Source organism: Flagellimonas sp. B-3 (assembly GCF_056857835.1).
The window spans coordinates 657350-682861 of the sequence record NZ_JBSXNW010000024.1 but is presented as its reverse complement, the minus strand read 5'-3'; the positions used below and the strand labels follow the sequence as shown (position 1 = coordinate 682861).

The 25512-nt window shown below is 37.1% G+C and carries 22 protein-coding genes and 1 tRNA gene; 10 read left to right on the top strand and 13 right to left on the bottom strand.

Annotation, left to right across the window (positions count from 1 at the left end):
- Positions 1-340 precede the first annotated feature (340 nt).
- Positions 341-559: a hypothetical protein gene (locus tag AC13CS_RS15605; RefSeq protein ID WP_293166151.1), complete on the top strand. Its 219-nt coding sequence runs from the start codon at positions 341-343 to the stop codon at positions 557-559.
- 27 nt (positions 560-586) lie between these two features.
- On the opposite strand, the gene AC13CS_RS15600 is transcribed toward AC13CS_RS15605, so the two are convergent.
- The 3 genes from AC13CS_RS15600 to AC13CS_RS15590 form a co-directional block, all read right to left on the bottom strand.
- A complete protein-coding gene (locus AC13CS_RS15600; RefSeq protein ID WP_293166153.1) occupies positions 587-1903 on the bottom strand; it encodes a PDDEXK-like family protein in 1317 nt (438 codons plus the stop codon).
- 155 nt (positions 1904-2058) lie between these two features.
- Positions 2059-3099: an AAA family ATPase gene (locus AC13CS_RS15595; protein ID WP_293166155.1), complete on the bottom strand. Its 1041-nt coding sequence runs from the start codon at positions 3097-3099 to the stop codon at positions 2059-2061.
- 127 nt (positions 3100-3226) lie between these two features.
- Positions 3227-4120 (bottom strand): WYL domain-containing protein, encoded by an 894-nt coding sequence (locus AC13CS_RS15590; RefSeq protein ID WP_293166157.1) that lies wholly within the window; start codon positions 4118-4120, stop codon positions 3227-3229.
- A 265-nt stretch (positions 4121-4385) separates the two neighbouring features.
- On the opposite strand from AC13CS_RS15590, the gene AC13CS_RS15585 reads away from it, so the two are divergent.
- The gene (locus AC13CS_RS15585; protein ID WP_482888858.1) at positions 4386-5237 is read left to right on the top strand and encodes a DnaB-like helicase C-terminal domain-containing protein; all 852 of its coding nucleotides are present in this window, start codon (positions 4386-4388) and stop codon (positions 5235-5237) included.
- A 6-nt stretch (positions 5238-5243) separates the two neighbouring features.
- On the opposite strand, the gene AC13CS_RS15580 is transcribed toward AC13CS_RS15585, so the two are convergent.
- Positions 5244-5981 (bottom strand): hypothetical protein, encoded by a 738-nt coding sequence (locus tag AC13CS_RS15580; protein WP_293166161.1) that lies wholly within the window; start codon positions 5979-5981, stop codon positions 5244-5246.
- Positions 5974-6969 (bottom strand): WYL domain-containing protein, encoded by a 996-nt coding sequence (locus AC13CS_RS15575; protein ID WP_293166163.1) that lies wholly within the window; start codon positions 6967-6969, stop codon positions 5974-5976. Before AC13CS_RS15575 ends, AC13CS_RS15580 begins: the two co-directional genes overlap by 8 nt.
- A 733-nt stretch (positions 6970-7702) precedes the next feature.
- Here AC13CS_RS15575 and AC13CS_RS15570 point away from each other — a divergent pair.
- The 3 genes from AC13CS_RS15570 to AC13CS_RS15560 are packed head-to-tail and all read left to right on the top strand — an operon-like array spanning position 7703 to position 11012.
- Entirely contained in the window at positions 7703-8434 is a 732-nt protein-coding gene (locus tag AC13CS_RS15570) for a hypothetical protein (RefSeq protein ID WP_293166165.1), read from the top strand.
- A 7-nt stretch (positions 8435-8441) separates the two neighbouring features.
- A complete protein-coding gene (locus AC13CS_RS15565) occupies positions 8442-9023 on the top strand; it encodes a uracil-DNA glycosylase family protein (protein WP_293166167.1) in 582 nt (193 codons plus the stop codon).
- A gap of 27 nt (positions 9024-9050) precedes the next feature.
- Positions 9051-11012, top strand: coding sequence for a DUF2779 domain-containing protein (locus AC13CS_RS15560; protein WP_293166169.1), 1962 nt, complete (start codon positions 9051-9053; stop codon positions 11010-11012).
- Between the two features lie 30 nt (positions 11013-11042).
- Here AC13CS_RS15560 and mobB read toward each other — a convergent pair whose 3' ends face one another.
- From mobB to AC13CS_RS15540, 4 genes are all read right to left on the bottom strand, one after another.
- On the bottom strand, positions 11043-12065 hold the full coding sequence (gene mobB / locus AC13CS_RS15555; protein ID WP_293166171.1) for a MobB family relaxase: 1023 nt from the start codon (positions 12063-12065) through the stop codon (positions 11043-11045).
- Positions 12066-12070: 5 nt separating this feature from the next.
- Positions 12071-12655, bottom strand: a complete 585-nt coding sequence (locus AC13CS_RS15550; protein WP_293166173.1) for a BfmA/BtgA family mobilization protein — start codon at positions 12653-12655, stop codon at positions 12071-12073.
- Between the two features lie 286 nt (positions 12656-12941).
- Positions 12942-13235, bottom strand: coding sequence for a helix-turn-helix domain-containing protein (locus AC13CS_RS15545; protein WP_293166176.1), 294 nt, complete (start codon positions 13233-13235; stop codon positions 12942-12944).
- Between the two features lie 157 nt (positions 13236-13392).
- Positions 13393-14070 carry a hypothetical protein gene (locus AC13CS_RS15540; RefSeq protein ID WP_293166178.1) on the bottom strand — a complete coding sequence of 226 codons (678 nt, stop codon included), beginning with the start codon at positions 14068-14070 and terminating at the stop codon, positions 13393-13395.
- 173 nt (positions 14071-14243) lie between these two features.
- Here AC13CS_RS15540 and drt3a point away from each other — a divergent pair, with 173 nt between their 5' ends.
- The gene (drt3a, locus tag AC13CS_RS15535) at positions 14244-15566 is read left to right on the top strand and encodes an antiviral reverse transcriptase Drt3a (RefSeq protein ID WP_293166180.1); all 1323 of its coding nucleotides are present in this window, start codon (positions 14244-14246) and stop codon (positions 15564-15566) included.
- On the top strand, positions 15566-17605 hold the full coding sequence (gene drt3b / locus AC13CS_RS15530) for an antiviral reverse transcriptase Drt3b (RefSeq protein WP_293166182.1): 2040 nt from the start codon (positions 15566-15568) through the stop codon (positions 17603-17605). Before drt3a ends, drt3b begins: the two co-directional genes overlap by 1 nt.
- Positions 17606-17837: 232 nt before the next feature.
- Here drt3b and AC13CS_RS15525 read toward each other — a convergent pair.
- Together AC13CS_RS15525 and mce are read right to left on the bottom strand one after the other, a co-directional pair.
- Positions 17838-17911: transfer RNA gene (locus AC13CS_RS15525), tRNA-Ile, on the bottom strand.
- A 50-nt stretch (positions 17912-17961) separates the two neighbouring features.
- A complete protein-coding gene (mce, locus tag AC13CS_RS15520) occupies positions 17962-18378 on the bottom strand; it encodes a methylmalonyl-CoA epimerase (RefSeq protein ID WP_293166184.1) in 417 nt (138 codons plus the stop codon).
- Between the two features lie 102 nt (positions 18379-18480).
- Here mce and rbfA point away from each other — a divergent pair, with 102 nt between their 5' ends.
- Both rbfA and AC13CS_RS15510 read left to right on the top strand, forming a co-directional pair.
- Entirely contained in the window at positions 18481-18876 is a 396-nt protein-coding gene (rbfA, locus tag AC13CS_RS15515) for a 30S ribosome-binding factor RbfA (RefSeq protein WP_293166186.1), read from the top strand.
- Positions 18877-18878: 2 nt separating this feature from the next.
- Positions 18879-20084: an FtsX-like permease family protein gene (locus tag AC13CS_RS15510; protein WP_293166188.1), complete on the top strand. Its 1206-nt coding sequence runs from the start codon at positions 18879-18881 to the stop codon at positions 20082-20084.
- Here the strand turns inward: AC13CS_RS15510 and dusB are convergent.
- Positions 20081-21073 carry a tRNA dihydrouridine synthase DusB gene (dusB, locus tag AC13CS_RS15505; RefSeq protein WP_293166190.1) on the bottom strand — a complete coding sequence of 331 codons (993 nt, stop codon included), beginning with the start codon at positions 21071-21073 and terminating at the stop codon, positions 20081-20083. The genes AC13CS_RS15510 and dusB overlap by 4 nt on opposite strands.
- Positions 21074-21124: 51 nt before the next feature.
- Positions 21125-23545: an outer membrane beta-barrel family protein gene (locus AC13CS_RS15500; protein WP_293166192.1), complete on the bottom strand. Its 2421-nt coding sequence runs from the start codon at positions 23543-23545 to the stop codon at positions 21125-21127.
- Between the two features lie 150 nt (positions 23546-23695).
- Between AC13CS_RS15500 and lepA the strand changes: the two genes are divergently transcribed.
- Complete coding sequence (lepA, locus tag AC13CS_RS15495) at positions 23696-25492, top strand: translation elongation factor 4 (RefSeq protein WP_293167255.1); 1797 nt, start codon at positions 23696-23698, stop codon at positions 25490-25492.
- Positions 25493-25512 lie beyond the last annotated feature (20 nt).

Below are 25512 nucleotides of genomic sequence, written 5' to 3'. Positions count from 1 at the left end.
TTATTTAAAAGTATAGTATCGTATACGATACTATACTACAAAGGTATACATTTTTTTTGAAAAAGTCAAATGTTATTTGTTTTGTAGAAGACCAGAATAGAAAAACGTGAGATCTTAATTACGTTATCTCATATATGAGATAACGATGCGAAGTTATGCTTATTACACCAAAAAAACAACCTTTATAGGTTAATATTATTATCGCTAGATTGACGTTCCTATTCTATATTGTTATTGTTTTGGATTATTTCAATAAACACCTAATCTGGCTTAACATTTTTCTACAGTTTTAACAGCGCGAACTATTTTGTCGTATTTATTTTTTAATCTTGCATTCAAAATGAGAAAACTAGAAATTTTAATCACCGAAGATCAATATCAACATATGATTGCAGAACGGGACTATGGCAAGAGGGTAAATTTGAATGAGGAAACGTTAGGGAGTTACAGTTTGTGTTTACATATCGGCAGTCCCGATGTAATACCGGCAACCTTAGAAATGAAAATGTTAAACACGATTTACTTGGGTGAAATTGAATGGACCATTTCTAAATACTAAACACTGTAGGTTCAAATAGGATATGTGTTAGACTTCTATTTTTTTCAGTTTCTTACAACATTCCTCTGCAAATGGTTTCAAAAGGATATTGTTGATTTCTTCAAATTTAGACTTGAATAATTCCATAAAGTATAGGTCTTCAGTTGTTTCTAAATCGTCTCCGTTTTTTCCTTTGAACTTCTCTATTGCTTCGGCTTTAGATATTAATAATAAATCATCATAATTGAAAAGTGTTACGCTGCACTCCCGGACAAATTCATCCTTTAGATCATCATTATATCGTACAAAGGTTTCGTTTTTGATTTCCTTTAAACTGTCGAAGTTTTTCATTTGAGTGTGATATTCAGTCCTTACCTTTTTTATGGATTCCTGCTGTTCAGATTCCACAATGTCTCCAAATCCTAGTTTCAGCCAAACACGATCTTTATCAATATGAAGTACATAGCTAAAGATATGTTCTCCTCCTCGGGATTTAGCCGCAGGATACTTGAACAAATCTTTAACCTCAGTGGGTAATAGGAAAATCACATTTCTACGGGAAGTTTTTGGAGTAAATTCATAAACTTTCGATTCTTCGAAATATCTCTCAATCAACTCCTTGTAAATGGAGAAATCTTGCTGGTTGTTAATTATGAAATTAATTACATGCCCATACTCTTTATAAATTTCCTTTGCCCTGGCAATTTCTTTACTTGTTTTGGTGAGGTTTTTTTCTACCATGGATATATATTGTTGGATACTTTCTTTAATTGATGGTGTTGAATTGTTGATAATCTCTTCATTGCTTTTTAAAAACCTGAGAATGTCCTTATATGTAATATTAGTGTATTCCTTGCCAGAAACAATTTCCTTGTCTTTATGACGATTGTTTTCCAAAGGGGTCAATGTCAAAAATATTTTCGATTTGATATGTCCATAGTGCGTTATAACATGCTTATAGTATTTGTCCAATTGGTGCTTGGAAAAGTCTGAATAAATTTTGTTTTCAATAACGATGGTGAATCCTAGCTCTTCATTGATAAAAAATAAATCAATATCTTCCTCACATTCACGAATTACCTCAGTCTTTGCCCAAGCTTGATGTGAAAAATCACTATGATATGAATCAATTATTAGCCCCATTTTGTTTAAATGTCCTAATAGCTCTTTTAAAATAGAACTCCCAAATCCATGAGACCCATTGGGATTTAACAACCATCCAATGAAATTACTGTGGCGAATTTCTCTGTATTGAATACCCAAAACGTTGAAAACATTAAATCCGTTTAAGTATGGCGTTATCATATCTGATACATTCTCACATTCCTTTTTGAAATTTTCTAAATCTCGATATGTTACATCCATAAGACTTCTTTTTAGTATTCCTTATCAACTTTGAGGAAGATGATATATTGCGCTCCTACTTTGGTTTTTAAAAATTAATATTGAAATAGGTAGAATCCGCTTTTTCAAATTATATGGTTTTCCAAATTTTAATGACATGATACCACTATATCTCATCAAAAACCAATTGCTTTTCTTTGTGGCTCCTCCATTTGTTGGTTTTCCTTAAAATTAAAGATTTCGGCCAATGTGAGGGAATCATTGGTGGTTTCTTCCACTCCTTCTATTTTCAATAGGGCATTAGCTTTTTGAGAAGTTAGGGCTTTAAATTCATAGCTGCTTTTTAAGCGGCCTTTCCTTTTTAATGCGGGATCGATTTTTTTAAGATCAGTATTAAAAGTTGCGATAATTTGAATGCCCAAGGATTCACCAAGAATGCCATCAGTTAAATTTAAGATCATGGCGAGATTGGAATTTCTTTGGTGATTCCGGGAAACAATTAGCTCTTCTGCATCCTCAATGATTAATATTGAATTTGAATTCGAAAGGAGATAGCGCATCATGTATACATTGTCCATGTTTCTGGCAATCTCTCCTGGTAGAAAAATCACTTTCTTTTTGAGCAATCCGCACAAATATCTAATGTAAGTGCTTTTACCTGTTCCGGGTATTCCGTGTAGTAGATGGAGTCCGCTAGTATCCTCTTCTGAAAGAACCGATAGTATTTGGCGATGGAAGGCATCAAAGTCATCATTGTATAGATGATATAAATCGACTTCAGGTTTTTTGAATTCAATTATTCTGTTTTCAAAGTTGCCTTTTCCTGAAGTTATTAGGTTAATCTGAGCTAAATTGGATTTCTTTTCTTTCTGTCTAAATTTCACGCAGAATTCCTCAATAAGTTGCACTTGAAGTGTCTCTTCTGAAAAAAGCACGCTCAAGCCTCTATAGTTAATCCGCACCAAGATTTCATTTTTTAAAATAAAGACATGGCCATGTTCTGTAACACAATAATTGCTTCTATCAGTCTTATAATGATAGGCCAAAATTCTATTTTCAAATTCCTGACGGAATTCCGGTAAGAGATTTGATGTTTCAATGTCAAAATGACCAACTTCGTTAGGTATTTTTTCAAAATAGCTGAAATAAAGTATCTCTGGGTTCTCAATTATACCGCTTTCGAGAAAAGAAAAATTTTTAAGCGTAAGTTGATTCATAGTATGGTTTTGTTGTTAAAGTTTTTCAGTTCAAATACGGTACTTTCAATAAGTTATTGGATGACCTTTTTCCTAACGGTCTTTAATTGATTCAAAAGTATTTTAAGATGGCGCCAAAAGCTGTCGCTTAATATCTTTTAAATGCATTCATTAACTGATTTTTAATTTGATCTTGAAGTGACTCTGGAGAAATCACCTTCACTTGATTTCCATAAGAAAGTATCTCCATTTTAAAATCGAGGGTCGGTTTTATGAAATAGCCAAAGCGGATTTCATCCCTATTCTCAACAACAACTTGCTGACTGTGATGGATGGGTAGAGATTGTATATATCTGCCCTGTTCTAGGGTAAATGAAAGGATGACTTCAATCGGCTCTTCATCCGAACCATTGATAATCCCGAAGCAATCTTTGAATTCCTTATTGACGTCATAAGTAACCGGTTTAAACTTGTCAGAGGTAATGCTTAAATTACTAATGCGGTCCAAGGAGAAATTTTTGATTTTTCCATCTCTCCCATCTTCGCCTATCAAATACCAACGGTTTCTGGATTCTTTTAAAGAAATAGGTTTGACCTTCCGAGTACTTTTTGATGAATCCCAGTATTTTATGTAGTTGAATTCTACGATTAGTTTTTTCTGTATGGCGTGGATTAACCCTGCCATATGGTTGGTGCCCAAACTTCCTCTTTCCTCAAAGGTTAGAATGTCTCCAAGCCCCTTTGACATTTTGATTGCATTTACAAGTTCATAACTTTCACGCAAACGTTTGGTCTCTATGTCCTCTACGTCTTCTTTGATATAATATCGATTTTGACTTTTATCGGAAGCTATCTCAATTTCATAGATGGATGCGATTGCCAGAATATCCCGTTGTAAAGTGCGTTGGGAGGTGAGCAGTTTATATTCAATGGCATCTGGGTCCGATGACATTTCATCTTGAATCTCCTCATAGCTCATTGGCCTTCTTCTTAGAAGTGAGATAATTTTGGTATAACGTTTAATGGTTTGATCTACGGACATATTGATAGATTTAATAACATAGTTCACTAAAAAAGCGGGTTACTTCATTATTGAACAATTCTATACATCAGTTAGTCGTATACGCAATTTCTAGGCACAAAACGGGATTGGTCTTCGGGGTCTTTATTATTAAAATTAAAAAGAACATCTCGTAAAATATCCAAACACTTTAAAGGGAAAGGTCCAGCGCCAAGTTTTGTCTTTGTCAAACGCTATTTTTAGGGTCAAATATAATGACATGATATTAAAAGAAAGGCTCGCGAGTATGTACACTTTAAAGACATGGGGGCTTATCGAGTCTGGCATACCTGCACTAGACGATAATAGCACATTTGAGCAGGGAAAAACAACATTGTTAGCTGCACGCCCAGGAATGTTTGCCAAACGTTTGATAGATCAGTTAATTTTAAGGGTGTGTATACAAAACAAAAATCCTTTAGCCCATTTTAGCTTTGAAAGATCTGTCAAGGAAACCATTGACCATTTTCTTTGGTGCTTGACCTTGGACACTAGGTTTCTGTCATCAGATTCATACTCTGAAGAACTTGTAAATTCAGAGGCAATTGATAATGCCTTTAAATTGTTTGAACAGTCTCCATATTGGATAGAGACCCGAAAGGAATACACCTGTATTGAAAGTTTGATAGACCTCCTTAGAAAAAGGGTTGAAAATCATAAAATAAGATTAGTCGTAATAGACTACCTAGAGCTTTGTGGTTCAATTGAGCTTTCAAAGAATAAGTCAATGCCCATTGAGAAAAAGAAAAGTATTGAGCTAAAAAAACTAAAGGCCATTGCCCGTGAGCTTGATGTTCACATTATTATAACAAGTGTACTAAGCAATTATGTTGATATAAGACCGTATCATGAAAAGCGACCAGAAATTGATGATATCAACATTGAAAAGCCATTTGATTGTGTTGATAATATTATGCTTGTCTATCGTCCCGAATTTTATGGCATCAAACAATGGGATATTTTTGGTAATAAAAAAGAAAGACTGTCTACTCGTAATTGCTTAGAAATATCTCTGCATCAAAAGGAATCTTTCTCTGGAAAATGTTTATTGGAATTTAATAACCCATGTACCGAGTTTAGAGATATTACACCTTTTTAAAGTACTCTATGCAATCAATTCTAAAAGTGCATTAATATGTAGTTCTTCCTTTTTCCCCATAGGGTGCTCGGTGACAATTATATTCAAATTATCCACAAAGTACTGTTTGGTTTCATATTTGGACCACGGAATAACCATATCTGGCTCGGGTAGGTTGCTTTGTTTATCCAAGCCCATTAGGTTTTTCAGAAAAAAACCCTCCCAACCACCGGTAAACATGATTACGGTCTCAGGTTTGAAAATTTCCAGTTCCTTACGGAATATACTTATGCAATCCTCCCTTTGTAAGTTCCGCAATTTGGGATTTGGATTCATTCCAGTGTTATTCGGTGATACTTTGAAAAGATTGCTCCAAACAACATGCGAAAACCAATCGTCATTTATTTTTGGGAGATGAGCCTCTGTTGTTTTTTTAACAACTCTCCAAAAAGCTGAACGCTTGGTATTATATTTATTTTTATCATGCTCTCGCTCATGTACCCAGCGCATTTGATCCCCTCGATTGAAAATTCTATCGTTTCCCTCACCAAAAAGTACATCGGCATCCAGAGAGTTGTTTATCCAGCCATTTACCGATCGTCCGACAAACATAATACGCTGCTTAGGCTCTAAATCAAAATAGTGTTCGCCCCATTGGGCACAGAAAGCACAGCTATCATTGGTAAAATTGGATTCTTTGACTTTTTGGAGCATTGGGACATACAATTGTTTCAGCTCTGTTTTGTGTTTGTTCAAATCAATCATAATCTTTTGTAAGGTTTTTTGTCAGTTTAATGGTTTGGTTCAATATGGCTTTTTTTACTGAAGGAGGCTCGACAGATATTAAACTGCCACCATAGGAAACCAACTTCATGATAAAATTATGTTTGGGAACAAGTAAAAACCCAAAAGACGTTGAGTCCTTGGCCTTACTGATAATGGTTTGACTATGGTGCAAAGGTACAGCTTCCAAGAAGCTGGCCTGAAATTTTGATAGCGTAATTATTGTTTCCACAGGTTCCTCATCAAGACTTGGTTCAACACCATAGGAATGTTTAAAATAGTCTTGAATTTCATTTTTATCTTCTGGATAAGTTTCATTTAGCAATTCAATGTGATTTATTCGGTCCAGGCTGAAAATCCTAAAAGATTTTTTTTCCATATCGTGCCCAAAAACATACCAGCGTTGATCATGCTCCTTAATGCCGTAAGGGTTTAGTTTCCTTCTCTGAGGTTTTTCTATATAATTTTTATAATGAACAAATGAGAGACATTTTTTTGTTTCAATTGCCTCCAAAACAAGAGAAAGATATTTTGAGGATGCCTTATTCTTTTCTTGTGGAATGATATAATCAGGAAGAGTGCCCGAGGCGCTCAATGCCATTAACACATCAAGGTGGCCCAATATGTATTGTGTGGGCTTTCTAGCATCCGATTCATCGACAATATTATACTTTAAGGTTGATTTGTCATATTCAATAGATATTTGGTAAATCGAATCAATATTCTTTATGTCCCGCTGAAACGTCCTTAATGAGAGCCGAAGGTCCCTGTCCAATAAAATTGATTGTGAATCCAAGTAATCAGCTATTTCATCAAAAGTTCTGGGTCTTGTTCGCAGACACTGTACTATTTTTTGTTGCCGTATAGTAATTTCTTCAAACCTCACGTGTTCTCTTGAATTAGTTGAATTTTTCTCGTGGTAGAGAAATTCGTTTAATGAATTGCTCCATTTTTCAAATATAGACTCCATGTGGTAAATATACAGTAGGACAACGTCAAAACTTGTCGTTCATTTATTTGCCCACAATAAGCCATTATTGAAACATAACTTCACATAGTATAAGAGGTTTTATTCTTAAAGCATATGAATCCCCAGAAACTTTAAGGAGTCTACCTTCCAAAACACATGTGTGACTGGAAGGGCAAATGCAGCGAAGCGAAATGCAGCAAGCGTCCCAAATTCTTACCCCAACTTTTGCGCATGGATCCTGTCGGGTTTTTGTAGCGTTCGGGAAGATAAGCGTAAAACAAAAACACGATAGGGCGCAACCTACTTGTTGGATTTCAATAGCCCATGTCCTCTAGGTACGTTCATATTCAATATTGGCATAGTATTTCAGGTTTTCGGCCTTGACCTGTTCATACACGTCATTTTACTCTAGGAATGCCCGAAATCATTAAACTATCGATGTATCGGCATAAAATTTAACACAACTAATTTTTTTGAGCTTCTATTTAAATAATGTTTTGGCATCAAAAAAATCTCGTAGTATATTCTTTTTTAACAAGCAGCGTTTTTCCTTACAAAAATGTTGTTTCCATAATTCTTACTAACATGCAAATCTTCTCTTTTTACCTAATTATAAGTTTAGTACTAGCCATTGCTAACTCAGAAATGAATAAAATACCATCGTATGATGATATTAGCACCTCAAATCCTGAACGGATAGTTTACATTTTCCTCTAGCCAGCAATCATCATTTATGTTATTTACAGACTTAAAAAGTAACGCTATGTGGCAATTGTTATATGACTCTATTAATAGTATAGAGGTAATTGATCTACTAGATATTCCTCAAGTGAAGGCTTTAGGTATTATCGAACAAATTGAAGAAGAAAACCAAGAGCTTAAAAAGTCACTGATTAACTTAATAGGAACACAGTATAAAATTGACGAAAGTGAAATTCAAAGAGGCTATGCCCTAGTTGAGGAAGATAAATTACTTGGGGTTTTATTCGGAAACCATATACTACATTTACAAATGCAACCGTTCTATAAAGAACTGATTCAAAAAAAAGTAGTTCCTCTTCCGTCTCTAGATGATATTTATAATACAACGGTTGAAAGAATTATAAACAGAATCGTTAAAGAGAAGAATTCCATCATCTCCCCTAAGGAATTTGAAATTTTGAGAACGTCTGCCCTAAATATTAATGACATACAATACACTGGAAACACCTATTGTATCCATACTACTGATTTTTCCGAATTAACGTTATATCATTTATGTGCTGCTCCATACTTTAAGCAAATCAAAAATGAGTTTTCCAAGAAATGGGATACCATAGTTGCCATGAAAGATTTTAAAGTAACCAAATTATATTACAAAAAACACCTTTTAATAGGTTTCTGTTTATATAGACCAGAAGATGGAGAGCAATTCTTTTGGAGCAGTCAATTACAAGAAGTGTTGGAGAGTTTAATCAATAAATGAAATAAATATGACAAGGATTAATCATCAATTATTAAATCAGAATTTTTTTGTTCCTAAATGGGAAATAAATCATTTGTTTTTAGGCACTTTTAACCCTGAAGGGGGGGATGATGTCAGTTATTTTTATGGTCGAAAAAGAAATCAGACATGGAAACTGTTAAGCGAAATTTTTAAGGAAGAATTTAACCCAGAAGAGTTTGATATTTTTTTAACTAAATTAAAAAAACATCAACTAGCCTGTATGGACATGATCAAATCAGTAAAGGTTAGGGAGGAAGACATTTCTTTTGTAACAGGCAAAGGTTATTCTGACTCAAAACTCATTAACAATGTAAATGAAAGAGAACATAACACAGCCAATATAATAGATGTAATTAAAAAAAATCCTGGTGTTAGGGTTTATTCCACATGGGGCAAGGGGCCTAAGATTAAAAATTGGAATATTGAAATTGATAGAATTGGATCAATTATTAATCTCACGTCCCCAAGTATGGCCGCAAGAGTACCAAAAGGAACGAAAAAATATGATTATATGTTTAAAGATTGGTCGAGTAAAATAAAAAATAAACTCTGTATTCCAATAACCTGATGAATACCTAGTTTAATTTAAATCTATATGAAACCCTTAACCAAATCCCGTTTCAAACTAGGGCTAGAATGTCCAAATAAACTGTATTTCACTTCAAAAAAGGAATATGCGAATCAAAGTTTGGATGATAACTTCTTACAAGCCTTAGCCGATGGTGGGTTTCAGGTAGAGGCCTTGGCTAGGTTGCATTACCCAAAAGGTATTTTTATAGATACTGAAAATTATGAATATGACCTTGCTACAAATCTTACCCAAGAACAATTAGAGAAAGATGCGGTTTCAATATATGAAGCTGCCTTTGAGCATCATGGTCTTTTCATACGTACAGACATTCTTTCAAAAAAAGAAAGCCATATTAAACTCATAGAGGTCAAGGCAAAGTCATTTGACCCTAATGATGAATTTCTATTCATAGGTAAACGAGGAGGTATAAACAGTGGTTGGAAATCATATCTGTTCGATTTGGCTTTCCAAAAATATGTAGCTCAAAAAGCTTATCCTCAATTTACCTTTGAAGCTCATCTTTTGATGGCGGATAAAACCAAAACCGCTAAAGTGGATGGCCTTAACCAATTGTTCCGGATTCCTAAAGATGGCAATCCAAGAACAGATCTATCATCAAATATTGATTCTTTGGATGAAATTGGTACATCTGTGCTCTCGGAAATCAATGTAGATGGCATTATCAATGGAATAATAGCCAATGAATACCCCTATTTTGACAATCTCTCTTTTGAGGAAACTATTACGCTATTTAAAACATCTTATCAAAACAATGACTATTTAAATTGGCCGACACAATTTGGTGCTTGCAGAAGCTGTGAATTTAAGACAACACCTGAACAGGAGAAAGAAGGTTTAAAGTCTGGATTTAAATACTGTTTTGAAAAACAGCATTCGTGGAAGCCTTCAGATTTTGATAAACCTAACGCCTTTGAGATATGGAATTTCAGAGGAAAGAATTTGGTTGAAGAGAATCGATTGTTAATGCAAGACCTTACCGAAGAAGATATCAAGGTAAAACCAGAAGCAGGAAGATTATCTGCATCAGAAAGGCAATGGATTCAAGTTGAAAAAGCCCAGCAAAACGATGAATCTATTTTTGTATTGAAGGATGAACTTAAAGAAGAAATTGTAAAATGGAAGTTCCCATTACATTTTATCGATTTTGAAACCAGTACGGTTGCCTTACCCTTCACAAAAGGCAGACGGCCTTATGAACAAGTCGCCTTTCAATTTTCGCACCACCAATTAAATGAGGATGGCAGCATTGAGCATAAAAGTGAATACATCAATAATACACCTGGAGAATTTCCCAATTTTGAATTTGCCCGGGCTTTGAAAAGAGCACTCTCTAAAGATGAAGGAACTATTTTTAGATTTGCAGCCCACGAAAATACCATTGTAAATGCCATTATTTCGCAATTACAATCAAGCTATGAAACTGATGCCAAAGAATTAATTTCATTTTTAAAATCCATTTCAACCGCTACAAAAGACAATGTGAATCAATGGAATGGCGAGCGAAGTATGATAGATTTAAACAAAGTGGTCAAGGGTTATTATTATAACCCCTTAACTAAGGGCTCCAATAGTATCAAGGCAATACTTCCAGCAAGTCTTCATTCCAGCCCCTATTTACTGCAAAAATACTCCCAACCCATTGGTGAAATAAATGTAGGTAGTTCTAATTTTGGGGCAAATCAAATTTGGATAGAAAAAATTGGTGATGAAATTATTAATCCATATGTAATGCTACCATCTCTTTTTGAAGGGTGGAGTATGTTGGACTTGGATGACACTATCTCAGAATTGGATGGTATTGCAGATGGTGGAGCGGCGCTTACTGCCTACGCGAAACTACAATACGTAGACATGGGGCAAAAAGAACGGGATGAAATTACCAGTGCCCTATTAAAATATTGCGAACTGGATACTTTGGCTATGGTGATGGTCTATGAGCATTTTAAATATGACTTGATTAATTAATAATAGTATTTAATTGACACTTCTTGGATTTCAGTAGCCCATATCTTCACCCGTGCCCCTAGCCTTATCGATTCCCCTTCCAAGTGCCTTGATGATCTTGGCCGCCATCTGTATTTTATTGGTCGGTATACTGGGTGCCTTTACACCCATTGTCTTAAGAAGTTTAAAGGCCATATCCTTTTCCTTGGTGGGCAGTCCCATCACCTTTGCAAAGAACTTCCCCGGTTCTTTGGCATGGGCCTTTCTCCCAACATAGGATTCCACATAGTTTCTCTTGAACCCCGTTGTCCTGTCAAAGGTCTTTTCTGCTGCTTGGTAAAAACTGTCCCGATCAAACCCTCTTTTGACCATCTTTCCGTTTAGTTCCACTTCGGAAGCCTTGTGCTTGGCCATCGGGGAAAGTGTATAGGTGTTGGTCACGTCCCTTCTACTGACAATGATATGGATATGGGTCTGTGGCCCCTCTTTTTGCATTCCGGCTGCCACTAGTTGCCCGTTCTGTTTGTGTGGGGCCAATCTTTCTTGCTCTTTGATTCTTTTTTTAAGCTCCTTGACATTCCCTATGGATTCGCCCCGTTCCACTTTTCGTATCTCATTCCTTAGCCTTGCTATCTCCCCTCGGTAAGGTGCATTCTCCTGTACCTGTTTGTCAAAGCCCCGATAGGTGCGTTCATGCTCTATCTTGGCATAATATTTCAAGTTCTCGGCCTTTACCTCTTGGTTGCGATGGAAACTCTTGGCATAGTCCTCCATGAGTTTCCTTGTATATTCCCTTAGCAGATTTGGGTCGTTGCCTATGGTCTCTAGCTCCCTTTTATTGGGACTGACCACTATGGAATAGAATTTAGGGTCTTTCTGCCTAAGTTTGGCGGTATTGGCATCTATTTCATCGATGACCGTTTGAGGGCTTACGCTGTCGTTCTCTTGGTCAAAGAATTCCTCCCTTTGTTCGGGCAATCTGTCCTCGTTTTCCTTTTCCAGATAGTCCACATAGTTACCCACACTGGAGTTGTAGGTACTGCCCATTTTCTGTGCTGAGATGGTAAGGTACATAGGCGTTATCTTAATAGATGTTTCAAGCTTTCAAAATCCCCGATGCCCATATTGATCTTGAGATAGGGTTTCCCAATCATGGGCTCCACCTTTTCAACGCTGCTGAGGATTTCATTGCAGCGATTTTTATATTCTTTGAATTCTTGTAGCATTCTATCATGCTCCACTTTCGGAACGGTGTTTCTTGGCTCCAAAAAGTCCTTTCGTTCTTCCTGCAATTGGACTGGTTCACGTCTGGGTTTCCTCCCATCTTTTACATAGGCCTCATAAAGAATGAGCACCATTTCATAGGTGGGCCGGATACTGGTCTTTTCCATGTTCTTGATAATGGCGATGAGCCTATCGAATTTTTTCATCATCTCCAATTGCAACTTTTTGATGCTATCAAGAATGACCTTTGTTCCCTCTCCAAAAGGGTCAAGGTGGTTCTCCTTGAAGTATTGTATCATTCCATCAAGTACCTCACTATGTGATTTGTTGAACTTTTTGGAATAAGTGCGAAAGCGCAAAGCCGTTTCCTTCTTTACGGTGATATTGGAATAACCACCAGTTACTTTCTTTGTTCTGGCATTTTTTGATTGTTTTTCCATAGGTGCGATTTTGTTTTTTAGTGAAATTGCGTCAATTTTTGCGTCAAAAATTTCCAGTGTTTATTGGGCTTCCCAAAGGGTTTACTGTAGATTTCGGAAAAGTCTACTGTAGGCCCTGATTTTGTACAGTATTCCAAAATCTATTCAATCAACTGATTTTCAAATTGTTGAAGACCCGAAAACAACCGTGATGGCGCAATTTGCGCATCACCCTCTTGCTATTCCTTTTTTCACGCAAGCGTGAAAACCGAAATACTTTTCTTTGGAGTAAAGGGCTTCAATAAATTCAGTGGTTTTTGTTCCTTTGAAGCTGTTGACTGAACTTCTCTTCCAGAAATTCATCGGATAGGTTTGGATCGCCCATAAGCCATTTGTCAATAGTATCCTTGTCAAAAAATATTTGCCGGATATGCTTATTGTTGCTCATAGGAATAAGCTTTAACGAGGTAAGCTTGTAAATCTTGCTTTTGGAAAGTCCCGTATAAGCTGCAAGGTCTTCCACATTCATAACCTTCTTCTGATGACCAAGGATGGTTTTGATTTCTTTGAGTATTGTCAACACATTCTGTTGCTCTTCCATAGCTTTTTATTTTTGGAATTAAAGAATATGTAAACGGCCGCTCACTTTTTTTGTACACGACAAACATATATCACCTGATGCAAGTGAAAAATAGGGAAATGAAGATTGCGCTATAATTGTCTTTTGTTTTCGGGGTTAGGCAAAAAATCATCAATAATTAAGAAATTCCAAGTGCTTTGGCTATTGCTTTTCGTGTATCGTCATAGTCCCCTTCTTTGGTCTTCTGCGACCATTTGGAGTAGCTGGATGCAAAAGTGTTTGGGTTGATTTCGGAACCATCGAAGGAAAATCGTTTTTGAACCAATCTGGAAAGTGAGTCTCTCGATTCCTTTCCAAGTCCTTGAATGCCATCTTCAATAATGTGGTCCAAAAACGAGAAAAGAAACCTAAGATTCCCCGATTGCTTGTTCTTTGGCACTTCCCTCATAACTATCTTTTCTTTGCAGGGCAAAAGATTTGTCAAAAGCTCTAAATTTTCAATATCGGATTCATCAAACCCAAAATATTCCTTGTCTATCTTTTTAGATGATAGCTCTACAAATGAGAAGCCTTCTACATCGGCATTTGCCATTTCTTTGGCCTTAAACCAGCCAATTACAAACACAAGAACTATTAATAATAGGAGCAACTGAAAAATATAGTAAGCCGATATCTGTAACCAAGAATAATTCTTTCCGCTGATAAAAAAAAGAAGGGTTAAGGGAATAAAGCTTATAATGACAATTAAAATGGAGAGCCCATTAAGGGAAAGATGTCTAGCCTTGGATTCCATTTTTCTGGACAGCGTTCTTTGCTTATGAATCCATAAAGCTAAAATGTTGCCCAACTTTTCCATATCCCAAGATAATGATTAAATGGTGGTTTTATAAAATGTTATCTGATCATAAAAAACAATTAGTTGTGATTTACGGACAATCTAGATTACAATTTTTATTAAAATCATTGCGGAATTTTCTTTCAGCTTAGGAAAACTAACTATTTTTAAGAAACCCTAACCATTCACCACCAATGTTGGACCAATCTTTTTCGAAGAAAAACTTCAGAATCATATTTGATATAGAAAATAGAAAAGGCTTTTTCGTAGAAGATAAATTTGGTTTTAGCTCAGTAAGAAAATTAACAAACGACATTAAAGTTTATGGAAATCTAGCCAAAAAGTATAAAAAGAGTGGGGATGAGCGTTTAACGAAGTTTTTCAATGAAGTTAAAGAAGTTACGAGAAAATCAAGGAGTGAAGAAGTCGACAATGCGCTTGAAGCAATTAGCGTCAAAATATTGGAAAGCAGTTTTGGTATTAGGCTTAAACAAATCAAAATTCCTGGAGGTAGTGATTTATATACAATCGACAATAAAGCCGAATATTTCTTTGCAATAAAACAGGTTCAATATAACATTTCTAGACTTTATGGTGTGAAGCAATCTAATCGGCATAGTATTGTTGATCAACTAATAAAATTATTAAATAATAAGTTTCCTAAGGTTGTCATTAGAACGGACATCTCCAGTTTTTATGAATCTATTGACCACCAATCTTTATCACGGATAATTAATCAAGATAACTTATTGAATCCAAAATCTCGAAAAATTGTTAATAGTATTCTTCGAGATTATAAAAAATTATCTGGTTCAAATAATGGTATTCCTAGAGGAATTGGTGTAAGCGCATATTTAGCAGAACTATTTATGCGTAAAATAGATAGCATTATTAAAAACACTCCAAGTGTTAGTTATTATGCAAGATATGTTGATGACATAGTAATAATCTTCACACCGAATCCTAATAACCCAAATAGGTCCTATCTAGATGAAGTGAAGAATATCATTGAACAAAATAGCACGGTCAAAGTAAATCCCACTAAAACATTCTCAGTTGAGATCACGGATAAAAAAAGACATACTTTTGAATTTTTAGGCTATCAATTTATTGTTCAAAATGGAACTGTAAAAACCAAATTGACAACAAAAAAGAGTCAGAAACTGGTAAGTCGAATCAATAAATCATTCAATCACTATACTCATTATTCAAAAGTAAATGAAAAAGAGGCCAGAAAAATCCTTGTAAAAAGAATCCGTTTCTTAACTGGAAATACACGATTAGCAAATAACAAATCCAACATACTGGTTGGTGTTTATTACTCTAATAGTTTTCTCACTGAATTAGGAGATATCAGGCATCTTGACAATATTTTAAACTCTAATATAAATAGGGTTCCTTCTGCTTCTTTAAAAAGGAGGTTAAAAAAATATAGTTTCACAAAAGGTTTTACAGAAAAACGATTCTCATCCTTTTTAGCCTCAGAGTTAAAAGAAATAATGAATATCTGGAAATAATGAGGAGAAGTAAAAAAAATATCACAAACAAAAAAGAAAGGGTTGTTTTATCAGATATTTTACCTTTTGAAACTCCTGCCACATTTTCTAACCGTCACTTTTATGAGTTCCTAGTCGACAATAAGATTGAACTTAATGGAAAAAGATTGACATGGAAAAAAGATGGAAAAGCCTTAAGTACAATCATCAAGTTGATTTTCAGTCTCAACTCAAAAGAAATAGAAACAGAAAAAGATAGCGAGATTGTTATCAAAAATGATGCGCTAAAAGCTATTCCCTTTCAATATAAAATCTCACATAAAAAACATGAATTTAGGGAGTTAACCATTGTTCATCCTAAAAACCAAATAGCAGTTACAGAATTTTACAACTTGTTTAAAGAGCTGATTTTGTATTATAGCAATGAAAGTAATTTTTCAATCAGAAGACCTTTCAAAACTGCACAATTCACATATTTTAAGGATAGGCTACATTATGAAAAATTAGCCCATGACCATGAAATTAAAGGGGCTGAAGAATTTGACAAAGAATATGAGAATCTAAAAACCTTTTTCTCATATAAAGAAATAAACTTTATTCATAAATTTTACGAATCCTATAAGTATCACCGCTGTGAAAAAAAATATAAACACCTCTTTAAGTTTGACATATCTAAGTGTTTCGATAGCATATATTCACATTCTATTACTTGGGCACTATTGGATAAAGGTCTTGTAAAAGATAATATTCCAACTTCAAAAACAACTTTTGGAGGAAAGTTTGACCGTTTAATGCAGGATTTAAACTATGGCGAGACAAATGGAATAGTAATAGGCCCAGAATTCTCAAGGATTTTTGCTGAGCTCATTCTTCAAAAAATAGATAAAAGCGTGGAAATAGCTCTTTACGAAAGTGAAGAGTCATTGGTTCATAAAAAAGATTATGAAGTCTTTAGGTATGTAGATGATTATTTTGTCTTCTATAATGACGAGTTTGTAAAAGATGAAGTTCTTAAGCTTTTCAGATTAAACTTACGAGATTTCAAATTAGGTCTCAATGAACAAAAATCAGAATTATATGACAAACCTATTTTAACAGGAATATCAAAGGCTAAAATTGGCATTGTTAAATTACTTGACGCAAAACTATCGTTAAAATCTAATATAGAACCATTATTAATATCTGAAGAACCGGAAGAAAAGAAAGAAACATTTTATGTAAGTTCAAATGGCTTAATAACTGAATTAAAAATTATTCTAAAAACATCAGATGTTCAGTATAAAGACATACAAAGCTTTACTCTGGGATGTGTAGACAATAAAGTTATAAAGCTAATAGAACATTGCTCTGAAACGCTATACAGCCAAAACTCTTTGACCAAGGTCTTCCTGGAAATACTTGACTTTATTTTTTTTATATATGCCGTTAATCCACGTGTCAATAGTACAATTAAATTATGTTCAATTTTAACCAAGATTATCACTTTTTCAAATTTAAAATTAGAGGCAGATTTAACAGATAGAATTTTTAAAAAGATTTATGATGAGGTTTTTTTAGTTTTGAAAAAATCAAGAATCAAAGAGCATGTGCAAATTGAAACTTTATATCTTTTAATAACCTTACGTGATTTAGGAAGGGATTACAGGTTGGAAGAGGAAGTTCTTTGTCATTATTTAGGTATTGATATAGCGAGTCAAAAATGTAAATTTGAGTTGAATTATTTTACAATAACAGTCTTGTTGTTTTACATTGGTGATAAAATAAGGTATAAGCAAACTAAGAAGATACTTGAAATATATATTTTATCTAAAATATCAAATGTTTCATTTGAGAATAGGACTAAAACCACTGAATTGGTACTACTATTTTTTGATCTAATAAGCTGTCCTTATCTCGATAGAAAATTTAAAAACAAATTGTTCCTGTTATTCAATATTCCTTCAACACAGGGTATACTTAGAACAAAAATTATAAATTTTAAAAAGTATTGGTTTGTAAAATGGGATGATTTTAATTTTGGCAAAGAATTGGAGGCAAAAAAGAGTGAAGAAGTTTATTAAGTAATGGTTACACGCTCCGCTCAAATAACTGATTCCTTAGGGAGTTCACACACAAGCGTTTAGTTTACTCTTCGATAAAAGAAGGTTAGACTTAAGAAAACAGCCTGAGCGGGCTGTTTTTTCTTTAGCCACTAATTAAAATAACCAGTGTAATAGAAATGTTGTACCTATGTTGTACCCGTATAAAAAAGAAAAACCTCCCAATTGCTTGAAAGGTTTATCTTTGTTGAGGTGGTCCCACCTGGGCTCGAACCAGGGACCCCCTGATTATGAGTCAGGTGCTCTAACCAGCTGAGCTATAGGACCCGCATTTTGCGGATGCAATATTAGTGTTTATTTTTCTTCAGCGCAAGGTTTTAACGCCCCTTCCCTTCTTTTATTTCTTGGCAAAGCTCCACCAGCACGCCATTGGTACCCTTTGGGTGTAAAAATGCCACCAGTTTGTTGTCCGCTCCTTTTTTGGGTGTTTCGTTCAAAACAACAAAACCTTCGCCCTTTAATCGTTCCATTTCCGATACAATATCATCCACCGCAAAAGCAACATGGTGAATACCCTCGCCTTTCTTTTCCAAATATTTGGCAATGGGACTGTCTGGATTTGTCGCCTCCAACAATTCAATTTTATTGGGGCCCGATTTAAAGAATGATGTCTTTACCCCTTCCGAGGCCACTTCCTCAATTTTATAATGGGGCACGCCCAACAGCTTTTCAAACAAGGCATTGGATGCCTCCAAATCTTTTACCGCGATTCCAATGTGTTCAATTTTATCCATAGGAGATGTAATATGCGTTAAAATGTTCACCTTTTTTCAAAATTACGCACTGTAAATGGTTAATAGTGTGAGGTTAGTCATTAATTCACTTATTTTTGCAGTATGGAGGAAACACAAAGACAGAAAAAAATAGCGGGAATCATTCAAAAAGATCTGGCCGATATCTTACAACGTGCCGCTACCGATGGTGGCCTTAAGGGAACTTTGATCTCTGTGTCCAAGGTTTCCGTAACCGTAGATCTATCCTTGGCCAAGGTGTATGTGAGCATTTTTCCGAACAAGGGTGCCCAAGAATTGTTGGAAGGCATCAAAGAGAGCCAAGTGGCCATTCGATACGAACTGGCACAGCGTACCAAACACCAATTAAGGCGTGTGCCCGAGCTTAATTTTTATCTGGATGATTCGTTGGAATACATCGAAAAGATTGAAAAATCATTGAAAAGAGAAGAAAACCCTATCGAGAACAGGGACTTGCTCGACAAACGTAAGAAATCCTGATTTTGAACTTTCCGCTTTATATCGCAAAACGTTACTTACGGTCCAAAAGCAGCCAAAATGCGGTAAATATTATCAATTTCATTACTTTTTTGGTGATTGTGATAGGTTCTGCTGCGCTTTTTATCGTACTTTCTGCTTTTGCCGGTCTAAAGACGTTCAGCTTATCATTCTCAAACACATTTGATCCCGATTTGAAGGCTTCACCCTCCATTGGCAAACATTTTACCATCTCTCCAGATGAAGAATTGGAGCTTAGTCAAATAGAGGGACTGGCCAATTTTTCCAAGGAATTGGAAGAGCGCGCCTATCTTACCTATAAAGAAAAAAGCACCATTGCCTATATAAAAGGGGTGGATAAAAACTACCGGGCTGTTACGGGAGTGGACAGCACGCTAATTTTTGGCAATTGGGGATCTGATCAATACAATGGGGTCATCGGCATCGGGATATACAATTTGCTTGGAGTGCCCATGAACAATAGAACGGCCATGGAGGTTTTGGTTCCCAAACCTGGTGAGGGCTCTTTTTCGCAACAGGGATTTAATGCCAAACCCTATGATGAACTCGCTTTGGTGGTAAGCGGCGTTTATGCCGTTGAAGAAAGTTTGGACAAAAAATACGTGTTTGCCCGGCTTCCGTTGGTTCAAGAGCTATTGCAGAAAGACAGTACAGAGGTCTCCGGCATCAATTTTAAATTAATGGAGAATGCCTCCGCAGATGATGTAAGGAGCTCCATTGTCGGAGTTTTAGGAGAAAAAGCATCGGTTTTGACCCGTCGTGAGCAAAATACCTCGCTCTACCGCATGTTGAATACCGAAAACTTAGCGACCTATTTGATTTTTACTTTGGTATTGATTATTGCCCTATTTAACGTTGTCGGGGCAATTATTATGATGATCTTGGACAAACAACAGAACTCAAAAACATTGTTCAGTCTAGGTACAACAATCAAGGAATTGCGCCGTATTTATTTTATCCAAGGCTTATTGGTCACCTCTTTTGGCGGGTTGATAGGTGTACTGATAGGGTCTTTATTAATCGGTTCCCAACTTGCCTTCGGATGGTTAAAAATCACGCCATCTCTGGCCTATCCCGTGGAATTCAATATCATCAACTTGCTGATTGTAATCGGAACAATTGTGGTTCTGGGGGTTATTTCTTCAAAAATTGCGAGCAGCCGAATCACCAAAAAATTGATTTCCGCCTAAGCAAACTGGTAATCCCCAAATTTTTCCTCTACTTCATCAAAAGCGGCAAAAACATCCGCAGCATCATCGTTGGTCACCATTTTCATCCGGTATTCCTTAAAATGGGGTATACCTTTAAAGTAATTGGTGTAATGTCTTCTGGTCTCAAAAACCCCCAGTTTTTCGCCTTTCCAATCTATGGCCATTTGCAAATGTCTGCGGGCAGCTTCCACGCGTTCCTGCATGGTAGGCGGTGCTAAGTGTTCGCCGGTTTTTATGTAGTGTTTTACCTCATTGAAAAACCAAGGGTATCCAATGCTTGCCCTGCCGATCATGGCTCCGTCCAATCCATATTCGTCACGCATTTTTACGGCAGCTTCGGGCGTGTCCACATCACCGTTTCCAAATACAGAAATATGCATCCGTTGGTTGTTCTTTACCTCGGCAATGGGCCTCCAGTCAGCTTCGCCTTTGTACATCTGTACACGTGTACGACCGTGGATGGAAATGGCCTGTATCCCAACATCTTGTAATCGCTCGGCAACCTCAACTATCTTAATGGAATTGTTGTCCCACCCCAAACGTGTTTTAACGGTAACGGGTAATTTAGTACGTTTTACGATTTCTTCCGTCAACTTGACCATCAAAGGAATATCCCGCAAAATACCTGCACCGGCATTTTTACAGACCACCTTTTTTACCGGACAGCCAAAATTGATGTCGATGATATCAGGATTGGATTTTTCCACAATATCCACCGCCTGTAACATAGAATCCAGTTCGGCACCGAAAATTTGGATGCCTACGGGACGCTCTTTTTCATAAATGTCCAGTTTGATGACACTTTTGGCGGCATCTCTGATCAATCCTTCGGAAGAAATAAACTCGGTATACACCACATCGGCGCCCTGCTCCTTGCACAATTTACGGAAAGGAGGGTCGCTCACATCTTCCATTGGAGCTAGAAGAAGCGGAAAATCAGGGAGTTCTATGTTTCCAATTTTTGGCAAATCCTACAGTTTTTTGGACTGCAAAAGTACAAAATAGCTTAGAATCAAAAGCTAGTTCTGCGATTGAAGTCGGTCGCGTTCATTTTTGTCGATGCCCCTTTGGTTATCCTCCAATCTAAAATTCCCAAAATTATAGGTGAAACCAAAGCGAATAAACTGTGTTTCGGGACGTCTTCGGTAAAAGTTGTCTTGATTAAGGTACTGCGAACGGTAGGTGGGCACATATTGCTCCAAAATATCCTCTGCTGCCAGCGATAGGGTTATTTTATTATCAAAAAGGTTTTTTCGGAGCCCGATCGTTAAATTAAACTGCTCGTCGGATACGTAAGAACCAAAAAGAAACTGGGAAATGTACGTTGCGGCCACCTCTGCCGTGAACGTTCCATCACTTGATAACGTTAAGTAATTGCCCAAATAGGCATAAACCCCATTTACTTCGTTCGTATAGGGCACATTGCCACTCTCTTCGGCCAAAAAGGTCTCTTCTTCGTGGAACAAGGAGGTGTAGGCATACATAAACCATGCGGGGGCAATGGATTTGCTCAAGGTAAAATCCAAGCCGTAGGATTGACTCTCCAACACATTCTGCTTAAGCTCCACCAAGGTTTGGTTGTCGTTGTCCTGAAATACCAAATAGGCAATGTTGCTGCCATTGTCACGATAATAGACATCAAAGAAATATTCGCTGTTGAGGGTATAGTTGAAATTGAAATTGTTGCTGAAACTTGGTAGCAACCGAGGGTTTCCTTCCTCATAATCGTTTTCGTTGTAAAAAAAGCGGAAGGGGTTCAGGTCGTTATATTTTGGCCTGTTGATATTTCGCCCGTAATCAAAAGAAAAGCTATGCTTATCCGATGGCGAGTAGAGCAAGTATACGGACGGAAAGGGTTCAAAAAAGTCCTGGGTGTTTGTCTCTCCCAACGTGATGGAATTCCCTTCGGCCTTGGTCAATTCCCCTCGGACACCCAGTTTCATGGACCATTTTTCCCAGTTTTTCACAAAGCTCATATAAGCGGCATATACATCTTCATCGTAAATATACCTGTCCGACTGTGATGCGTCGACCGTATTGCTAGATCCATTAAAATTGAAAAAGTTCATCGTATTTTCCGAGGTAATCGTTGAAATCTTGGCCCCGGATTCAAAAGAAGCGCTCCCAATTGGAGTGGAATAGTCCAGTTGTCCCGTAAAAATCTTGATTTCTTGATCCGAATCGGTATCAAAACCAAAGTCCCGCAAAAAAGTACCATCGGCATCAAAATAATTGGATGCAAGGCGTTGGAACGTCTCCCCGTTAAAATAGGTGTAATGCCCATTGGCCCGTATCTGTGCCCCTTCCTTTTTCAATTTGTGAACATAGGTGAGGTCGAACGCCAAGTTGGTGTTGTCCATATTGGCGTTGTTCTGGGTGGTAAATGTGGAATCCAACTGGGCTTGGGCATCCCTGATTTCGTTACTGAGCAATGTTTGTTGTTCTTGATCTACATTAAAAAGCAGGTTGGAGGTCACATTCAAACTGTTTTTGTCATCAAAATCATAATCCAGAATAAAACTTGCATTTTGCGACTGCGACCTATCCGTTTGATTATAATCCGTATCCCAAACGGAAAAAACATCATTGATATCATCCATAAAATGGATACCTTTTTTCGTTTTGTTCACATCCTTTTTTGGGTTGATGGTATAGTTGGCAAACAGGTTGAGCTTGTCCGTTTTGTAATAATGACTGGTTCCTATACTGAATTTTGGAAAAACAGCCTGAGTGATGGTTCCGTTGACGCTCCCTTTATAACCGGGCACAATGTTCTTACTGGTAACAATGTTCAGAATAGGACCTCCTTCAGCATCATAACTTGCGGGAGGGTTCGCGATTACTTCCACTGATTTTATATTGTTTCCCGAAAGTCCCTGAAGCAAATCCTGAACCTCTTGCCCTGAAAGTTGCACTTTCCTATCATTAAGGTAAACGGTCGCATTTTGACCACGAATCATTAAATCATCTTGGTTTACGATTACTCCAGGGGTGTTTTTTAGAATATCCCATGAGGTTCCTTGGGAAACGACTGTATTTTCTACTGAAAAGACCAGTCTGTCTGGCAATCTTTGCAATTTAGGACGCTGAGCCGATACCACTACCTCATCCAGTTCGTTGTTTTCCAAAGGAATGATCAAAGCGCCCAAGGAAACATCCTTGGCAATGTCCAAAGGTCTGGGCTCGGAGCCCCTGCCCACATAGCTTGCCTGTAACAAATAGAGGTCTGGTTCCACTTCTGACAGGACAAAAAAGCCTTTCTCGTTGGCAGATGTCCCTTGAACAAATGTGGAATCTGTAGCCTGAAGCAGCAAAATGTTGGCGTAGGGAATAACCTGATTCTGTTCGTCCACGACCTTACCAGAAATTGTATAGGTTTGCCCATATGCGTCGCATACTGCAAAAAACACCAATAAAAAAGTAGCGGTGTAGTTCTTCATTAGAGGTTTGGGTTGATTGTCAAATCTATGAAATAATTTTTGAGCGGGATGGGCGGTAATTTTCTTATTGATAAAAACCGTTGGCAGGTATTTAAAACAATTATATTTGCAGTTGATTATGTCCCTTTTTTAGGGTATGTTATTGTTGATATGGAGAAGATCAGGAATTTTTGCATTATTGCACATATAGACCACGGTAAAAGCACCTTGGCAGACCGTTTGTTGGACTTTACCGGCTCGGTTACCGAGCGCGAAAAACAGGATCAGTTGCTGGACAATATGGACTTGGAGCGTGAACGGGGCATTACCATTAAGAGCCATGCCATTCAAATGGACTATGTCCACAATGGCGAAAAGTATGTGCTCAACCTGATCGATACTCCCGGACACGTTGATTTTTCATACGAAGTATCGCGTTCCATTGCTGCTTGTGAGGGTGCACTTTTGGTAGTGGATGCCGCACAGAGCATTCAGGCGCAGACCATATCCAACTTGTATCTGGCATTGGAAAACGATTTGGAAATTATTCCCGTGCTCAACAAAGTGGACCTTCCCAGTGCAAATCCAGAAGAGGTTACCGATGATATTGTGGACCTATTGGGCTGTAAACCGGAAGAGGTAATCCCGGCAAGTGCTAAAACAGGAATTGGTATCGAAGAGATTCTTACAGCGATTATTGAACGCATACCTCCTCCCAAAGGAAACCCCGATGAGTCTCTCCAAGCTCTTGTATTTGATTCCGTTTACAATCCGTTTAGAGGTGTTGAAACTTATTTTAGGGTGGTAAATGGTGAAATCACAAAAGGGCAAAAAATAAAATTTGTGGCCACCGGAAAGTCTTACTATGCAGATGAAATTGGCACCTTAAAATTGACCCAGCTCCCTAAAAACAAGATTTCGACGGGCGATGTGGGCTATTTGATCACCGGAATAAAAGATGCCCGCGAGGTAAAAGTAGGGGATACCATAACGGATTCCGCAAACCCGACCAAAAACCCCATTGGTGGTTTTGAGGATGTAAAACCTATGGTTTTTGCGGGTATTTACCCTGTGGACACGGAAGATTTTGAGGATTTACGTTCCTCGATGGAAAAATTGCAACTCAATGATGCTTCCTTGGTATTTACGCCTGAAAGCAGTGCTGCATTGGGCTTTGGGTTTCGATGTGGCTTCTTGGGAATGTTGCACATGGAGATCATCCAAGAACGTTTGGAGCGCGAGTTCGACATGACCGTGATTACCACGGTGCCCAATGTTAGCTACCATGCGTATACCACCAAAGGTGATCCAGAACCCATAATTGTCAATAACCCAACGGATTTACCAGATCCTTCCACTATAGACCGCGTAGAGGAACCTTATATTAAGGCAACAATCATCACAAAAGCTGATTTTGTGGGCAACGTAATGTCGCTCTGTATTGAAAAGCGTGGGCAAATTGTTAACCAGACCTATTTAACCACGGAGCGGGTGGAGCTGGTTTTTGATATGCCTTTGGCAGAAATTGTTTTTGACTTTTACGACCGTTTAAAAACCGTTTCCAAAGGATATGCCTCTTTTGATTATTCCCCAATAGGAATGCGCACCTCAAAACTGGTTCGTGTGGACATTCTTTTAAATGCCCAGCCTGTTGATGCACTTTCTGCCCTGGTACACTTTGACAATGCTTACCATATCGGTAAGAAAATGTGCGAAAAGCTAAAAGAGCTTATCCCAAGACAGCAGTTCGATATTCCGATCCAGGCTGCCATTGGCTCCAAAATTATTTCTAGGGAAACCATTAAAGCGTTACGAAAAGATGTTACCGCCAAATGTTATGGTGGGGATATTTCCCGTAAGCGTAAGTTGTTGGAAAAGCAGAAAAAAGGTAAAAAACGGATGCGCCAAGTAGGCAATGTGGAAATTCCTCAGCAAGCCTTTATGGCCGTTCTTAAGTTGAACGATTAAAAAGGCCAAGAAAATAGTTT

Coding starts and splice junctions, on each gene's coding strand:
- AC13CS_RS15605 (WP_293166151.1), top strand. CDS start 341: ATGAGAAAACTAGAAATTTTAATCACCGAAGATCAATATCAACATATG.
- AC13CS_RS15600 (WP_293166153.1), bottom strand. CDS start 1,903: ATGGATGTAACATATCGAGATTTAGAAAATTTCAAAAAGGAATGTGAG.
- AC13CS_RS15595 (WP_293166155.1), bottom strand. CDS start 3,099: ATGAATCAACTTACGCTTAAAAATTTTTCTTTTCTCGAAAGCGGTATA.
- AC13CS_RS15590 (WP_293166157.1), bottom strand. CDS start 4,120: ATGTCCGTAGATCAAACCATTAAACGTTATACCAAAATTATCTCACTT.
- AC13CS_RS15585 (WP_482888858.1), top strand. CDS start 4,386: ATGTACACTTTAAAGACATGGGGGCTTATCGAGTCTGGCATACCTGCA.
- AC13CS_RS15580 (WP_293166161.1), bottom strand. CDS start 5,981: ATGATTGATTTGAACAAACACAAAACAGAGCTGAAACAATTGTATGTC.
- AC13CS_RS15575 (WP_293166163.1), bottom strand. CDS start 6,969: ATGGAGTCTATATTTGAAAAATGGAGCAATTCATTAAACGAATTTCTC.
- AC13CS_RS15570 (WP_293166165.1), top strand. CDS start 7,703: ATGTTATTTACAGACTTAAAAAGTAACGCTATGTGGCAATTGTTATAT.
- AC13CS_RS15565 (WP_293166167.1), top strand. CDS start 8,442: ATGACAAGGATTAATCATCAATTATTAAATCAGAATTTTTTTGTTCCT.
- AC13CS_RS15560 (WP_293166169.1), top strand. CDS start 9,051: ATGAAACCCTTAACCAAATCCCGTTTCAAACTAGGGCTAGAATGTCCA.
- mobB (WP_293166171.1), bottom strand. CDS start 12,065: ATGTACCTTACCATCTCAGCACAGAAAATGGGCAGTACCTACAACTCC.
- AC13CS_RS15550 (WP_293166173.1), bottom strand. CDS start 12,655: ATGGAAAAACAATCAAAAAATGCCAGAACAAAGAAAGTAACTGGTGGT.
- AC13CS_RS15545 (WP_293166176.1), bottom strand. CDS start 13,235: ATGGAAGAGCAACAGAATGTGTTGACAATACTCAAAGAAATCAAAACC.
- AC13CS_RS15540 (WP_293166178.1), bottom strand. CDS start 14,070: ATGGAAAAGTTGGGCAACATTTTAGCTTTATGGATTCATAAGCAAAGA.
- drt3a (WP_293166180.1), top strand. CDS start 14,244: ATGTTGGACCAATCTTTTTCGAAGAAAAACTTCAGAATCATATTTGAT.
- drt3b (WP_293166182.1), top strand. CDS start 15,566: ATGAGGAGAAGTAAAAAAAATATCACAAACAAAAAAGAAAGGGTTGTT.
- mce (WP_293166184.1), bottom strand. CDS start 18,378: ATGGATAAAATTGAACACATTGGAATCGCGGTAAAAGATTTGGAGGCA.
- rbfA (WP_293166186.1), top strand. CDS start 18,481: ATGGAGGAAACACAAAGACAGAAAAAAATAGCGGGAATCATTCAAAAA.
- AC13CS_RS15500 (WP_293166192.1), bottom strand. CDS start 23,545: ATGAAGAACTACACCGCTACTTTTTTATTGGTGTTTTTTGCAGTATGC.
- lepA (WP_293167255.1), top strand. CDS start 23,696: ATGGAGAAGATCAGGAATTTTTGCATTATTGCACATATAGACCACGGT.